We start from the raw sequence: 14,324 nt of genomic DNA on the forward strand, positions 1-14,324 counted from the left end.
CCGGGCACGGAAATTCTGTGGTGTGTGCCTTCCGAGGTGTGTGCTCCCTCACTTCTGGATCGATCGGTCCCGAAGTTGCTTGACAGTCGAGTTCGGTCCGGGTGAATGTTCTGGCATGAACGATCCAGAATTGCTGTCGGGCAGTACGTCATGCCTGACCGCGGCGCCCGGCCCGGCCGCCGTGGCGCCCGCACAGTCGGTGGCGCCCGGCCCCCCGGCGGTCGCCGCACCCGACCCCCGCGGGGGTTCCGCCGGGCTGAGCCGGGCGACGGTGCTGCTGCTGTCGCTCGTGTGCGGCTCGGCGGTGGCCAACATCTACTACGCCCAGCCCTTGCTGCCCGTCATCGCGAAGGCGCTCGGGGTGTCCGAAGGGGCCGGTGGACTGGTCGTCACCGCCTCCCAGATCGGCTATGCGCTCTCGCTGGCACTGCTGGTGCCCCTGGGCGATGTGCTCGAACGTCGCCGTCTGGTCAGCGTGTTGCTCGGACTCACCGCCGTGGCCCTGCTCGGCGCGGCCGCGTCCCCGTCGCTGGGTCCCCTGCTCGCCGCGATCGCGGCGGTGGGGGTGACATCGGCGGTGGCCCAGATCGTGGTGCCCATGGCCGCGTCGCTCGCCGCCGACCACGAACGCGGCTCGGTGGTGGGCACGGTGATGAGCGGTCTGCTCATCGGCATCATGTTCGCCCGCACCCTCGCCGGGCTGCTCGCCCAGATCGGCGGATGGCAGCTGGTGTTTATCGTCGCGGCCGTCCTGATGGTCGTGCTGGCCGTCACCCTGCGCCTGGTCCTGAGCCCCGTACCGCCGCCGGAGAGCACGGCCTACCCCCGGCTGCTGCGCTCGGTACTCATGCTGGTGCGCACCGAGCCGCTGCTGCGCCGGCGCATGGGCCTGGCCGCGGTCGGGATGGGCTGCTTCACCATCCTGTGGACCGCGTCGTCGTTCCTGCTGGCCAACCCGCCGTACAACTACCGGCCTGCCGCCATCGGCCTGTTCGGCCTGGCCGGGGTCGTCGGAGCTGTCGCCGCCGTCCTCGCCGGCCGGCTCGCGGACCGCGGCCGTGGCCGTCAGGTGGTGACGGGCGGGCTGATCCTGCTGACCGGCAGCTGGGGTGTGCTCGCCGCCGCCGGCCTGGGCGGAGCGGCCGGTCTGACCGCGCTGATCGTCGGCATCATGGCGCTCAACCTCGCCCAGCAGTCCCTGCTGATCAGCCACCAGAGCGCGATCTACCGCCGGGCCCCGCACGCCCGCAGCCGGGTGACGACCGCCCTCATGGTCTCCGCGTTCGTCGGCAGCGCCGCCTCCTCGGCGCTGACCGCACTGCTCTACCCGCTCCTCGGATGGACGGGCATGTGCGGCCTTGGCGCGCTGATCGCGCTGGCCGGGGTCGGCATCTGGATCCTCGAGCTGCGCCGGCCCAGCCCCTCCGAACCGCTCGCCGCTCCGTCGGCGGCCCAGGAGGACGACCGTGCCTGAGACCGCCGACTGCCCCGTCCCGACCACTCTCCCTCATGAAAGGCCCCACACCGTGGTGACACCCGTAGGCAGGACCGGTGCCGTGGCGGACGGTACGCAGGGCGGCGGCGCCGACGGCTCCGGGTCCCGGCTGCCGGGGCTCTGGCGGCGCACCATCGGTGAACTCACCCTGACCTATGTGCCCGACGCGGGTGTCGCGATGATCCCCACGCGTGTCTACCCGCTCTCCACCCCGCAGGACTGGGACGGGCACCGCACACATATGACCGGAGAGGGCCACCTGGCCATGGGATGCGGAGCGCTGCTCGTCGAGCGCGGAGCGACCCGCCTGCTCATCGACGCCGGCCACGGGTCCATTTCCGGCGAGGACGTGGAGCACTTTCAGCATGGGTTCACCCATGTGCGGACCCTGCCCGCGGCGCTGACCGAACTCGGCGTGGACCCCGCCGACCTGGAGATGGTCGCCTTCACCCACCTCCACGGCGACCACACCGGATGGGCCCGGCCCGACGCGGTCGAGGATCCACGGAGCCTGTTCACCACGGCACGGTGGATGGTCGGCGAGGGTGAACTGAAGGGCGCCGCCCTGGGAGACGGCCCGATACTGGCCGGCGGGGACGAACGGATCACGTTCGTCGCCGACGGAACCGAGATCGCCGACGGCGTCCGCGCCTGGTCCCTGCCCGGACACACCCCCGGGCACACCGCCTGGATCCTCGACACCGGCGACGGCCGGAGCATCGTGGCCTTCGGCGACGCCATGCACTCACCGGTCCAGGTGCGGCACCCGGACTGGCAGGTGGTGCTGGACGCCCACCCGGACGAGGCCGAGAAGTCACGACGCCGTCTCATCGACCACCTCGCCCGGGACGGGGTCTTCGGTTTCGGTGTGCACTTCGCCGACCAGCAACTGGGAACGGTGGACGGCTCCGGGCGGTGGTGCCCGTGGTCCGACGAGACGACCGGGTAGGTGCCGTGGCCCCTCAGGCGGAGGGTGCCTCGCCGGACTCGGCCGTACCGGCGGCCGGGTCCGGGGTGGCGGGCGAGTAGAAGACCGACTTCTGCTGCTTGGTGCGGTGTGCCTGGCCCTTCGCCACGAGGGACTCGAGCGTGCTGCGCACGACCGTGGCCTTGATCTCGCGGTCCGGATGCGCCTGTGTGACGGCGGCGGTGATCTCGGCGGCGGAACGGGGCTCGCCGTGCTGGGTGAGGTGGTCACGGACGAGATCCCGGAGCGTGGGCGCGTCCGCCTCCCGCGCCCGCTTGGCACGGCCGCTGCCCGGCTCCGCGCGCTTCCGCTTGCCGTTGGTGGCGTCGGCCTTCTTCTTCGCCTTGCGCGGCGCTGACGGCGCGGTGGACTTCGGCGCGGTGGACTCCGGCGCCGCGGACTCCGGCGCCGTGGACGCGCCGTTCGCGGCGCCGCTGGAGCCACCGTTCGCCGGTACGTCGGCGGTGGCGTCGTCACCAAGGGTCTGCCGCATGGTGAGCAGCAGCGCCCGGTTTTCCTCCAGTACCGCCAACTGCTCCCGCAGCGCTGCTATTTGGGAGCTGATACGTTCGTGCTCGGCGGTGTTGCGTTCCAGATCGGCGGCGACCTGAGCCGCGTACTGGGACTTCAGGTTGGCATTGTCGGCAGAGGTGTCCACTACAAGCTCCCTCATCTGGGCGCATAACGTGTTGGTGCTGGATGGTACATGTGCGCCAATCCCACGTGACGCCGCCCTGCTGTGGAGTTGGACCGGAAAGGAACCACGGATGACCTCGGACGCACGACCCATACGATCCGGCGCACACGCGACGGCGGGCCCGGCGGCGGACACACTCCCGGACACGATGCGCGCGGCGCGGTTCGACACGGCCGCGCGCACCCTGACGGTCGAGGAGGTGCCGGTGCCCCGGCCGGGCGCGGGCGAGGTCCTGGTCAAGGTGGCCGCGTGCGGCATCTGCCAGTCGGACCTGAGCCAGCTCGACGGCCATATCGCGCCCCGGCTGCCGGTGGTCACCCCCGGACACGAGGCGTCGGGGGTGGTGGCGGCGGTGGGTGACACCGCCGGACACTGGAAGGCGGGCGACCGGGTGGTGCTGGGCGCGGGGAAGGCGTGCGGCACCTGTTCCGCCTGCCGGTTCGGCGGTGGCACGAACACGTGTGAGAACCTCCAGGTGATGGCCTTCCACTACGACGGAGCCTGGGCCGAGTACGTACTGACGGACGCGACGACGCTCATCGCCGTGCCCGACTCCGTACCCCTGGAACACGCCGCCGTGCTCGCCGACGCCGTCTCCACCCCGTACGGCGCCATCGACACCGCCCAGTTGCGGTCCGCCGAATCCGTGGGCATCTGGGGGCTGGGGGGTCTGGGTACCCACCTCGTCCAGCTGACCCGCGTGTGCGGCGCGTCCCCGATCGTCGCCCTCGACCCCCTGCCCGCCGCGCGTGAGCGCGCGCTCGCGCTGGGCGCCGACTTCGCGCTCGACCCGACGGAGGAGGACACCCCGGCCAGGCTGAAGGAGATCACGGCGGGCAAGGGCCTGGACGTGGCCTTCGACTGCGTCGGCCGCGCCCCCGCCTTCACCCAGGCCGAGCGCGCCCTCGGCCACCGGGGCCGCCTGGTGCTCGTCGGCATCTCTCCCGACCCGCTGGCCGTGGGCCCGGAAATCCACTTCGTGCGCAACCGCCACACCGTGATCGGACACACCGGGTATCGCATGGAACACCTGGAGGACCTGGTCGAACTGACGGCCCGGGGCCGCCTGGACATCTCCGGTTCGGTCAGCGCGGTCCTCCCCCTGGAGGACGTGCACGAGGGCATCCGCCGGCTGCGTGAGCGGGAGGGCAACCCGATCCGCGTCCTGCTGCGGCCCTGACGCCCACGGCCGCCCCGGTCCACTCGGCCGGGGCCCGACACCGGCCGGGGCGAGACCCCGGCCGGTGTCCGCCTCAGGAGTACGGCTGCCTCAGGAGCCCGGCTGCTCGATCCACGCACGCCACTGCCCGGCGCCGACGAGTTCGGCCAGCCGCTGGTAGCCGCCCCTGCCCGGATGCGCACCGTCGCCGGCCAGGGCTTCCCGGGTCCAGACCGGGTCGTCGGCCAGTTCCAGGGTCGTGGCGATGAACGGGACGTGCTGTGCCCGGCAGAGGGCGGCCATCTCGTCGGCGAGTGCCGCGGTACGCCGCAGATGCTCTTCGCCCGCGTCGACGACCGGCGGTGGGCCCACGACCAGTGGGGTGATGGCCTGCCGCCGGGCCTCCTCCAGGAGCGAGGCCAGGTTCTCCCCAGTGCGGGCCGCGTCGACGCGCACCGTGCCGTTCTCCTGGACCGTGTCGTTGCTGCCGAAGGAGACGACGAGCCGGTTGTCGGAGCCGGGCAGGGTCCGCGGCAGGACCTCCTGCCAGCAGCGCCGCAGGACGTCCTCGGAGGTGTTGCGCCTGATGCCCAGGTTGAAGGCGGTGATGTCGCCACCGGTGGCCTCCAGCACCCTGCCGACCCACCCCCGGTGTTCCGGGTCGCCGATCCCCTGGACGAAGGAGTCCCCGATGAAACAGATACGTATGGTTCCGCTCACTGAGCCGACCCTAGCGTCCGGGCGTGGGCCGGTCGCGTAGCCTCCGGGCATGACTGATCACCGTTCGGTGGACCTGGGAGAAACGCGGCTGGCCTATCAGGTGTCCGGCCCGCCGGACGCTCCGCCGCTGGTGCTGTTGCACGCTCTGGGGGAGAGCGCCGCCGACTGGGACGCGGTGGCGCCCGTCCTCGCCCGAAGCCGGCGGGTGTACGCCCTCGACCTTCGTGGCCACGGCAGGAGCGCTTGGCCGAAGGACTGCTCGCTCGAACTCATGCGGGCCGATGTGCTCGCGTTCATGGACGAGCTGGCACTTGGCCGGGTGGACCTGATCGGCCACTCGATGGGCGGGATCGTGGCCTACCTGCTCGCGTCCGCCCAACCGCGGCGGGTGGCGCGGCTGGTGCTGGAGGAGGCCGCGGTGCTGCGCCCCCGGCGGCCGGCCACTCCGGCCAGGCCGGACGGCGAGCCGACCTTCGACTGGGAGACGGCGCTGGCCATCAGGAAGCAGATCGACGACCCGGACCCGGCGTGGTCGGAGGGGCTCGACCGGATCACCGCCGCCACCCTGGTCGTGGCCGGTGGCGCACGGAGCCATGTGCCCCAGGAGGACGTCGCCGAACTGGCTCGCCGCATCCCCGGCGGACGCATGGTCACCATCCCCGCCGGCCATCTGGTCCACGCCGCGGAGCCCACGCTGTTCACGGCCGCGGTGGCGGCGTTCCTGGAGTCGGAGCCGGACGCCCGTCCCGCCCCTCAGCGCTGAAGCCCCGGCAGGGCGTTGCGGACGACGTACGGCAGGATGCCGCCGTGGCGCAGGTAGGTCAGCTCCTGCTGGGAGAAGATCCGCAGTCTCAGCCGTGCGGTGGTGCGGTCGCCGTCCTTCCCCGTGATGTGCCAGGTGACCGGGTTGGTTCCCACGGACAGCTCGTCGATCCCCTCGAACGTCAGCTGCTCCTCGCCGGTGAAGGTGTACGCGGACGCGCGGTCGCCCTCGGGGAACTCGAGCGGCAGCACGCCCATGCCGATCAGGTTGCTGCGGTGGATGCGTTCGTACGACTCGGCGACGACGGCCTTGACCCCGAGCAGGGCCTGGGCCTTGGCCGCCCAGTCGCGGCTGGAGCCGGCGCCGTAGTTGCGGCCCGCGACCACGACCAGGTCGTAGCCGGCCTCCCGGTAGGTGGACGCGGCCTGGTGCACGGGCAGCACGCGGGTGCGGTCGGCCGTGTACGCGTGGCCGCCCGGTCCCGGCCGGTCCGGCACCATCAGGTTGTCGACGGCCGGGTTGGTGAAGGCGCCGCGCAGCATGACCTCGTGGTTGCTGCGCCGGGTGGAGTACTGGTTGAGGTCGCGGCGGGGGACTCCGCGCCCGGTCAGCCAGCGGCCCGCCGGGCTGTCGGCGGGGATGCGGCCGGCCGGGGAGATGTGGTCGGTGGTCACGTCGTCGCCCAGGTGCAGCAGGACCTTGGCGCGGGTGAGGGCCGGCCGGTCGGGGGCGGCCGGTGACAGGCCGGTGAGATGCGGGGGGCGGCGGATGTAGGTCGACGCCGGGTTCCAGGGGAAGCGGGTGCCGGCGGGGGCGTCCAGGCGGCGCCAGGCGTCGGTGCCCTCGCGCAGGCGCTCGGCGTTCCGCCGGAACATCTCGGGGCCCACATGGGCGGCGATGCGGGCGGCCACCTCCTCGTCGGTGGGCCACAGGTCCTTGAGGTGGACGGGGTGGCCGTCCGGGCCGGTGCCCAGCGGATCGTGCGCGAAGTCGTGCAGGATCGAACCGGCCAGGGCGTAGGCGACCACGAGCGGTGGGGAGGCCAGGTACGACAGCGGGGTCCGGGGGTTGACCCGGCCGGCGAAGTTGCGGTTGCCGGAGAGGACGGCGACGGGCTGGACCGCGTCGGTCTCGGCGAGCTGTTCCATCGCCGGGTGCAGCGGGCCGGAGTTGCCGATGCAGGTCATGCAGCCGAAGCCGACGATGTGGAAACCGGTCTGCTCCAGTGCGGGCAGCAGCCCGGACGCGCGCAGGTACTCCTCGACGACCCGGGAACCGGGGGAGAGGGACGTCTTCACCCAGGGCTTGGCGGTCAGTCCCGCCCGCGCGGCCCGTTCGGCGAGCAGACCCGCCTGGACCATCAGGGCCGGGTTGGCGGTGTGGGTGCAGCTGGTGATGGCGGCCAGGGCGACCGGGCCGTCCGGCAGCCGTTCACCGAAGGCGCGTTCGGCGGCGGCCCGTTCGTCGGCGGCCCGGCCGCGGGCGGTGGCCGGGGCGGCCGCGCGGTACGACTCCGGCACGCGGGAGAGCGGCAGCCGCTGGTGGGGCAGGTTCGGACCGGCCATGCTCGGCTCGACGCCACCGAGGTCGAGGTCGATGACGTGGTCGTAGCGCGGTTCACGGCGGTGCTCGGTCCGCTTGAGCCCCTGGGCGGTGAGGTAGGCGTCGACCAGCCGGATGTGGTCCTCGGTCCGGCCGCTCAGCCGCAGATAGGCGGCGGTCTCGTCGTCGTAGGGGAAGTAGACGCAGGTGGCGCCGTACTCGGGTGCCATGTTGGAGACGGCGGCACGTTCCGCCCAGCCGAGGGCGGCGACGCCGGGCCCGCAGAACTCGACGAACGTGTTCACCACGCCCTTGGCGCGCAGGAGTTCGGTCAGGGTGAGGGCGAGGTCGGTGGCGCCGACCCCGGGGCGCAGCCGGCCGCGCAGGCGGACGCCGACCACCTCGGGGTACGGAATGGTGACCGGCTCGCCCACCATCGCGGCCTGGCCCTCCAGGCCGCCGACGCCCCAGCCGACGACCCCGAGGGCGTTGATCATCGGGGTGTGGCTGTCGGTGGCGACCAGCACGTCCGGATGGAGCACCGGCAACCCGCCGTCGGCCGCGTCCGTCACCCAGACGACGCGGGCCAGCGCCTCCATGTTGACCTGGTGGATGATGCCGGTGCCGGGCGGCACGACACGGAAGTCGGCCACGCTGCGCTCGGCCCACTTCACCATCTCGTAGCGCTCGCCGTTGCGGCGGAAGTCGATCAGCAGGTTGCGCTCGACGGCGTCGGGGCGGCCGTACTCCTCGACGATGACGGAGTGGTCCACGGTCAGGTCGACCGGGATGGCGGGCTGGAGCCGCTCCGGGGCGCCGCCCAGCTCCGCGACGCTGTCCCGCATGGCCGCGAAGTCGGCCAGGGCCGGCAGGCAGGTGGTGTCGTGCAGCATGATCCGGTTCGGGTGCACCGGTACCTCGCACGCACCGCTGCCCGTCCGGATCCGGGCGACCACGTCCGCCAGCGCCGCCGGTGACCTGCGGGCCACGTTCTCCAGGAGCACCCGTATCGCGTAGGGGAGGGCGTCCAGCTCATCGCGGGTCAGGAGCCGGTCCAGGGGCAGGTAGCGGTGGGAGCGGCCGTCCACGGTGAGTACGGCGGTGGCGGTGTGGTCAGCGTTCATGTTCCCCTGCCGTCACGATTGTATCTGTTTCAGATCTAGTACAAATCCCGGAGCTCAATGTCTTGACGCTCCGATCAGCTGTCTTCATATTGTCTCAAGCCGCTTATTGATACAACCGTCGCGCTATCGCGATGCACCTGCTCCCCCCGATCGAGCCGTCTGGAGCTCCTCATGGCGATCAATGTCGATCAGCGCGAGGCCACCGCGACGATGCGCACCGTCTCCCGGCGCATCCTCCCGTTCCTCTTCGTGCTCTACGTCGTCAACTACATCGACCGCGCGAACATCGGCTTCGCCGCCCTGCAGATGAACGAGGAACTGGGGCTGAGCAGCCAGGCGTTCGGCCTGGCCGCCGGCCTGTTCTTCTGGGGCTACTTCCTGTTCGAGGTGCCCAGCAACCTCGCCCTCGCCCGCTTCGGCGCCCGCCGCTGGATCGCCCGCATCCTGGTCAGCTGGGGCATCCTCGCCACCATCATGGCGTTCACCCACTCCGCGACGCAGCTGTATGTGCTGCGCTTCCTGCTCGGCGTGGCCGAGGCCGGCTTCTTCCCCGGCATCGTGGTCTACCTGACCTACTGGTTCCGCAAGAAGGAGGTCGCCACCGCGACCGCGCTCTTCCTCACCGCGATCCCCGCCTCCTACATCCTCGCCGCCCCGCTCAGCGCGCTGATCATGGACCATGTGCACTGGTTCGGCCTCAGCGGCTGGCGCTGGATGTTCATCCTGGAGGGCGCCCCGGCCGTACTCCTGGGCATCGCCTGCTACTTCGTGCTGACCGAGCGGCCGGCCGACGCCACGTGGCTCACCGAGCGGCAGCGCGCCTGGCTGACGGCCGAGCTGGACCAGGAGCAGCAGGCCAATCCGCACGCCAGGAAGCTGAGCACGCTCAAGGTCATGGCCGACCCCAAGGTCCTGCTGCTGGCGGTGGTCTACTTCGTCTACCAGGCCGGCAGCCTCGGCGTCGGCTACTGGCTGCCGCAGATCGTCAAGGACTTCTCGGACGGCCTCGGCAACTCCGCGATCGGCTTCATCAGCGCCATCCCCTATGTCGTCGCCGCCTTCGGCATGGTGTGGTGGTCGCGCCGCTCCGACCGGCTCGGCGAGCGCAAGCTCCACTCGGCCGTCCCGCTGGCGCTGGCCGCCGTCACCCTGATCGCGGCCGGCTTCACCCACTCACCCGTGCTCGGTCTGGCGATGATCGCGCTGTCGCTGACCGGCCTGTACGGCTTCAAGTCGCCGTTCTGGGCGCTGCCCACGCTCTTCCTGACCCGCTCCACCGCCGCGGTCGCGGTGGCGGTCGTCAACTCCATCGGCAACCTCGGCGGTTTCTTCGGCCCCTACGCCATCGGCTGGGCCAAGGACTCGACGGGCTCGGCCACCGGCGGGCTGATATTCCTCGGCGGCCTGGTCCTCGTCGCCTTCCTGCTCACCCTGGCGCTGCGCGTCGGTGGCGGAGCGGGGACCCCGGCCGGGCAGCCGGACACCGGTGAGGCATCGCCCACGTCGTCGGTGCCGGCGCCGTAGCCCCTGGCATCGAGAAGCCCGCCGGTTCCCGCGCTTCGCGTGGCGGGAACCGGCGGGCCTGCGCTGTGCGGCTATGCCCCGTGGCCGGGTCCGGTCTTGATCTCCCGTACCGTGTCCAGGTGCTGGTGCAGGAAGGCCGACGCCTCCTCGATGCGGCCGTCCTCGATCAGGTCCAGCAGGTGGAGGTGTTCGCGGGCCTGACGGGTCAGCCGGGAGCGGTCGATCTGGTGGCGGTACTCGATCAGCCGCCGCAGCCGGTTCTGCCGGCGTACGGCGTCCAGCAGGAACTGATTGCCCGAACAGCCCACCAGCATCTCGTGGAACGAGGCGTTGACCTGGAACAGCTCCGCCCGCGGCAGCAGCAGGATGTCCCCGTGCAGCAGGTCCTCCTGCTGCTGCCGGTGGCGCGCGAACGCCTCGGTGTCCACGGTGAAACCCGGCTCCAGCAGGGCGGCCGACTCGACGATCATCCGGAACCGGTAGCTCTGGGCGTGCGCCTCGACGGTGGCCATGACGTGCTGGAACTCCCAGCCACGGCCGCCGGTCTTGCGCCGGACCAGGTCCTCGGCCTCCATCCGCGCCAGCACCCGGCCGGCCTGGCGCGGCGTCAGCCGGTACCGGCGGCTGATGTCGGCCGCGGTGAACGAGCCGGTGAAACGGCCGCCGACATAGTCGTCGGCGATCTCGAAGTACGCCGCCTGCTCCACGTCCTCGCCGTCGGTCAGGTCCGGCCGGGTCAGGGCGCTCGCGTCACGGGCGAGGAAGAAGCCGCGGTTGGGGATCCGGTCCAGGATGCCGACGTCGGCCAGGAAGAGCATGGCCTTGCGCACCGGAGTACGGGAGACCTCCAGCGCGTCGGCCGCCCACTGCTCGGTGACGTGCGCGCCCTCCGCCAGGCCGGTGCGACGCATCAGGTCCACCAGTCGGGTGGCGATGGAGGTGGTCAGGTTCGGGCGCGACATCAGCCCCTGCGCTTGTCGGGTAGGACGGGACGGCAACGCCCCATCCTACGAGTAACGGCCCGTCGTGCGAGTTCCGGGGAGCCAGGGTCTGTCGTCAAAGGGGGCGCCCTGCTCCCGACGCCTGGCACGGTCGCTCGCCGCGTTGTCGCATCATCCGAGTACGCCCAGTACGAGGGCGATGCTCCGCCTTGCGATCGACCGCACCAGCCTCCCCCGGCTACCGCTGGGAGGTGCCCCCTGCTCGCGGCCGGGCGCCCCCTTCGGCGACAGACCCTAGGCGCCTTGGTGATCGAGCCGGACGAACAGGACGCACACCGGGGACCCGGTCTCCACCACCTCGCCGGCGCGGCGCAGCGTGCCGCTCGTGCGGTCGACGTCGAAGGGAACGATGGTGTGGCTGCGCTCATTGGCCGCGAACAGCCTGTGCCCGTCGGGGCCGAAGCAGAAGAACCGCGGCCGGATGCCCTCCGTCGACGTCCAGCCCACCGGCCGCAGCATGCCCGTCCCGGCCGAGACCGCGAAGACGCCGAGGGTGTCGGGCTCGGGACCGCCGGGCGAGCTGTCCCCGGCCCCGCTGCGGTTGGAGGCGTACACGAACCGCCCGTCCGGACTGACGGCGATCTCGCCCCCGCGGCTGTCGCCGGTCATGGTGGACTCCGTGCTGGACAGGATCTGCACGGCCGCCAGCGCCCCGCGCCCGGTGTGCCGGTAGACGGTCACCGTCGAGCGCAGTTCGTCGATGGTGTACGCGAACGGCCGCCTGGGGTGGAAGGCGATGTGCCGCGGCCCGGCCATCTCGCGCGTGGCGACGGACGGCACCGGGCCGAGGGACAGCTTCCCGGAGGTGGCGTCCAGGGTGAGGGTGAAAATCCGGTCCAGGCCCTTGTCCGGTACCACGATGAACCGCCCGTCCGGCGAGAACGGCACCTGGTGCGGTTTGGACCCGGTCTGGTCGGTGCGGTGCGGGCCGGGTTCGCCGGGCAGCGACAGCAGGTCGGCGACCGGCCCGAGCGAGCCGTCCTTCCGCAGCGGCAGGGTGGCCACGCTGCCGGAGGAGTGGTTGGCCACCACCAGGAAGCGGTTGGACGGGTCCACCGCCAGGTGTGCCGGGTTGCGCCCGCCGGTCTCCTGCGTGCCCAGGGCGGTCAGCCGCCCGGTGTCCGGGTCGATCCGGTAGGCGCTGGCGTAGGTGAAGTCGCCGTGCACGGCGTAGAGGAACCGCCGCGTGTGATCGACGGCCAGGAAGGTCGGATTGTCCAGCTCGACGGTCTGGAGCAATGTCCATCCGGTGCCGTGCGGACCGACCTCGTAGACCTCGATGCCCTTTCCCTCGCCCTCGCGCTCGGCGGTGGTGCGCGAGCCCACATAGGCCACCGTGCGGGCGGCGCGTCCGGCGCCCTGGGCGGCGGCCGGCTGGGCCGCCGCCGAGGTCATCTGCCCGGCCGCCATGGCGGCGACCGGCAGTGTGACCATCGCGCGGCGCGACAGCGCGGCGATCGCCGAGGTGCCCGGATGGCCATGGCCGGCGTGGCTGTCAGGAAGTGTCATGTCCGCTCCCGTCCCTGGGGATGATAACCCGGAGATTGTATCTACATGGCGTTTGATACAACAGGGGCGATGGCTGATGGCTGCGCCCGCATACGGCGTTGCCCACCCGCCCCGTGCTCACCCACCCCTGTTCCGGAGGTTCCCGATGTCCGACCAGCCGACGTCCGGCCGGCCGCTCCCCACCGCCGACCTGGCCGACCGGTACGGCGCCGCCCTGCGCGTATGCGATCTGCAGTTCCGCTCGCTCGGGGGTGCCCGCTCCTTCACCGGGCGGGTGCGGACCGTCTCCTGCCGCGACGACAACGCCCTGCTCCACGACCTTCTGCGGACGCCGGGGGAGGGCGCCGTCGTGGTCGTCGACGGTGGCGGCTCCCTGCACACGGCGCTCCTGGGGGATCTGATGGCCGAGCGCGCGCTGGCGGGCGGCTGGGCCGGTGTCGTCGTGCACGGAGCCGTCCGCGACCTCACCGCGCTCGCCGAGGTGCGGATCGGTGTGCAGGCCCTGGGCGTCAACCCGCGCAAGAGCGGCAAGGCGGGCGGCGGCGCGGTCGACGTACCGGTCTCCTTCGGAGGAGTCACCTTCCACCCCGGCGACATCCTGCACGCCGACACCGACGGCGTCGTCCTCCTGCCCGCCGAACCCGCCGAACTGTCCGGGCCCGCCGGACCCGCGTGCACCTGACCCGAGCGGCCTTCGGGCCCGGCGGGCTCAGCGCACCCGGTAGGGCCGGGCGCGCCCGGTGTTCAGGGTGAGCCCCAGGCCGGGCGCTCCGCTCCGGCCGGGGGTGACGCTGCCGCCGTCCGGAGCGAGCACGCCGTCGAACAGCAGGCGTTCGACGCGGACGTGGTCGTGGAACCACTCCAGGTGGCGCAGGTTGGGCACCGACGCGGCGGCGTGCGCATGCGCGTGCGGGGCGCAGTGGCCGGAGATCTCTATGCCGTGGCCGTGCGCGAGGGCGGCGGCGCGCAGCCAGACGGTGATGCCGCCGCAGCGGGTGACGTCGGCCTGGAGACAGTCCACGGCGCCGGCGGCGAGCATATGCGTGAAGTACGGCAGGGTGTAGCCGTACTCACCGGCCGTGACGTCCATCGGGACCCGGTCGCGGATCGCCGTGAGCGTGGTGAGGTGGTCGGAGGAGACGGGTTCCTCGAACCATGTCACCCCCTGGTCGGCGAGGGCGTCGGCGACGCGGATGGCCTGTTTGGCGCCGTAGGCGCCGTTGGCGTCGACGTACAGGGCGGCCGTGTCGCCGATGCTCGCACGCGCCTTCGCGACGCGCCGCCGGTCCCGCTCCTCGCACCGCCCCCAGGACTCACCGATCTTGATCTTGACGCGGGGTATCCCCTCCTCCCCGGCCCACTGGCGCAGTTGCCGGTCCTGCCGTTCGTCGTCGTACGTGGTGAAGCCACCGCTGCCGTAGACCGGCACGTCCGCACAGGCGGCGCCCAGCAGATGGACGAGCGGCACGCCCAGCAGCCGGGCCTTGCAGTCCCACAGGGCAATGTCCACGGCGGCGATCGCCTGTGCGGCCACACCGGGCAGCCCGGCGTTGCGCACGGCGCGCAGCATGGCCTCGTTCGCCCGTGGCACGTCCATGGCCGGGGAGCCGGTGACCACACCGGCGAGCAGGTCGTCGACGACCTGGGCGGTGGCCGCCGGGGCGTAGGTGTAGCCCAGTCCGGTGACCTGGCCGCACCGGACGGTGGCCAGGACCAGGGTGGTGCTCTCCCAGCTGAGGGTCCCGTCCGCCTCGGGGGCGTCGGTGGGCACCGTGTAGACGGCGCTGTCCACCCGCTCCACGACCGGTGTGTCCGCCACGCCC

12 protein-coding genes are annotated in these 14,324 nt (G+C 72.1%); 6 read left to right on the forward strand and 6 right to left on the reverse strand.

The genetic code is table 11. The annotated features are described in order from the left end of the window. Positions 1 to 115: 115 nt before the first annotated feature. Positions 116 to 1,474: an MFS transporter gene (locus tag N6H00_RS36565; protein WP_268976162.1), complete on the forward strand. Its 1,359-nt coding sequence runs from the start codon at positions 116 to 118 to the stop codon at positions 1,472 to 1,474. A gap of 82 nt (positions 1,475 to 1,556) precedes the next feature. Then, positions 1,557 to 2,444, forward strand: a complete 888-nt coding sequence (locus tag N6H00_RS36570) for an MBL fold metallo-hydrolase (protein WP_268976164.1) — start codon at positions 1,557 to 1,559, stop codon at positions 2,442 to 2,444. Positions 2,445 to 2,457: 13 nt separating this feature from the next. Here the strand turns inward: N6H00_RS36570 and N6H00_RS36575 are convergent, their stop codons facing one another. Continuing rightward, a complete protein-coding gene (locus tag N6H00_RS36575; RefSeq protein WP_268976165.1) occupies positions 2,458 to 3,120 on the reverse strand; it encodes a hypothetical protein in 663 nt (220 codons plus the stop codon). Between the two features lie 109 nt (positions 3,121 to 3,229). Between N6H00_RS36575 and N6H00_RS36580 the strand changes: the two genes are divergently transcribed. Continuing rightward, entirely contained in the window at positions 3,230 to 4,339 is a 1,110-nt protein-coding gene (locus N6H00_RS36580; protein ID WP_268976166.1) for a zinc-binding dehydrogenase, read from the forward strand. A gap of 90 nt (positions 4,340 to 4,429) precedes the next feature. Here the strand turns inward: N6H00_RS36580 and N6H00_RS36585 are convergent, their stop codons facing one another. Next, the gene (locus N6H00_RS36585) at positions 4,430 to 5,038 is read right to left on the reverse strand and encodes a GDSL-type esterase/lipase family protein (RefSeq protein WP_268976167.1); all 609 of its coding nucleotides are present in this window, start codon (positions 5,036 to 5,038) and stop codon (positions 4,430 to 4,432) included. A gap of 49 nt (positions 5,039 to 5,087) precedes the next feature. On the opposite strand from N6H00_RS36585, the gene N6H00_RS36590 reads away from it, so the two are divergent. Continuing rightward, a complete protein-coding gene (locus N6H00_RS36590; protein WP_268976169.1) occupies positions 5,088 to 5,801 on the forward strand; it encodes an alpha/beta fold hydrolase in 714 nt (237 codons plus the stop codon). Here N6H00_RS36590 and acnA read toward each other — a convergent pair. Beyond that, entirely contained in the window at positions 5,792 to 8,467 is a 2,676-nt protein-coding gene (acnA, locus tag N6H00_RS36595) for an aconitate hydratase AcnA (RefSeq protein WP_268976170.1), read from the reverse strand. The two genes, N6H00_RS36590 and acnA, sit on opposite strands and share 10 nt — an antisense overlap. A gap of 171 nt (positions 8,468 to 8,638) precedes the next feature. On the opposite strand from acnA, the gene N6H00_RS36600 reads away from it, so the two are divergent. Beyond that, positions 8,639 to 9,991, forward strand: coding sequence for an MFS transporter (locus tag N6H00_RS36600; RefSeq protein ID WP_268976171.1), 1,353 nt, complete (start codon positions 8,639 to 8,641; stop codon positions 9,989 to 9,991). A gap of 71 nt (positions 9,992 to 10,062) precedes the next feature. On the opposite strand, the gene N6H00_RS36605 is transcribed toward N6H00_RS36600, so the two are convergent. Together N6H00_RS36605 and N6H00_RS36610 are read right to left on the reverse strand one after the other, a co-directional pair. Next, a complete protein-coding gene (locus N6H00_RS36605) occupies positions 10,063 to 10,953 on the reverse strand; it encodes a GntR family transcriptional regulator (protein ID WP_268976172.1) in 891 nt (296 codons plus the stop codon). Positions 10,954 to 11,226: 273 nt separating this feature from the next. Further along, positions 11,227 to 12,501 (reverse strand): lactonase family protein, encoded by a 1,275-nt coding sequence (locus N6H00_RS36610; protein ID WP_268976173.1) that lies wholly within the window; start codon positions 12,499 to 12,501, stop codon positions 11,227 to 11,229. A gap of 145 nt (positions 12,502 to 12,646) precedes the next feature. On the opposite strand from N6H00_RS36610, the gene rraA reads away from it, so the two are divergent. Then, complete coding sequence (gene rraA, locus N6H00_RS36615; RefSeq protein WP_268976174.1) at positions 12,647 to 13,183, forward strand: ribonuclease E activity regulator RraA; 537 nt, start codon at positions 12,647 to 12,649, stop codon at positions 13,181 to 13,183. Positions 13,184 to 13,210: 27 nt separating this feature from the next. On the opposite strand, the gene N6H00_RS36620 is transcribed toward rraA, so the two are convergent. Next, positions 13,211 to 14,320, reverse strand: coding sequence for an enolase C-terminal domain-like protein (locus tag N6H00_RS36620; RefSeq protein ID WP_268976175.1), 1,110 nt, complete (start codon positions 14,318 to 14,320; stop codon positions 13,211 to 13,213). Positions 14,321 to 14,324: the final 4 nt, after the last annotated feature.

This window comes from Streptomyces sp. S465 (assembly GCF_026898115.1).
Classification (GTDB): domain Bacteria; phylum Actinomycetota; class Actinomycetes; order Streptomycetales; family Streptomycetaceae; genus Streptomyces; species Streptomyces luomodiensis.

Excerpts from the sequence above, each read along its gene's own strand:
- N6H00_RS36565 (WP_268976162.1), top strand. The coding sequence starts at position 116 with ATGAACGATCCAGAATTGCTGTCGGGCAGTACGTCATGCCTGACCGCG.
- N6H00_RS36580 (WP_268976166.1), top strand. The coding sequence starts at position 3,230 with ATGACCTCGGACGCACGACCCATACGATCCGGCGCACACGCGACGGCG.
- N6H00_RS36590 (WP_268976169.1), top strand. The coding sequence starts at position 5,088 with ATGACTGATCACCGTTCGGTGGACCTGGGAGAAACGCGGCTGGCCTAT.
- acnA (WP_268976170.1), bottom strand. The coding sequence starts at position 8,467 with ATGAACGCTGACCACACCGCCACCGCCGTACTCACCGTGGACGGCCGC.
- N6H00_RS36600 (WP_268976171.1), top strand. The coding sequence starts at position 8,639 with ATGGCGATCAATGTCGATCAGCGCGAGGCCACCGCGACGATGCGCACC.
- N6H00_RS36605 (WP_268976172.1), bottom strand. The coding sequence starts at position 10,953 with ATGTCGCGCCCGAACCTGACCACCTCCATCGCCACCCGACTGGTGGAC.
- N6H00_RS36610 (WP_268976173.1), bottom strand. The coding sequence starts at position 12,501 with ATGACACTTCCTGACAGCCACGCCGGCCATGGCCATCCGGGCACCTCG.
- rraA (WP_268976174.1), top strand. The coding sequence starts at position 12,647 with ATGTCCGACCAGCCGACGTCCGGCCGGCCGCTCCCCACCGCCGACCTG.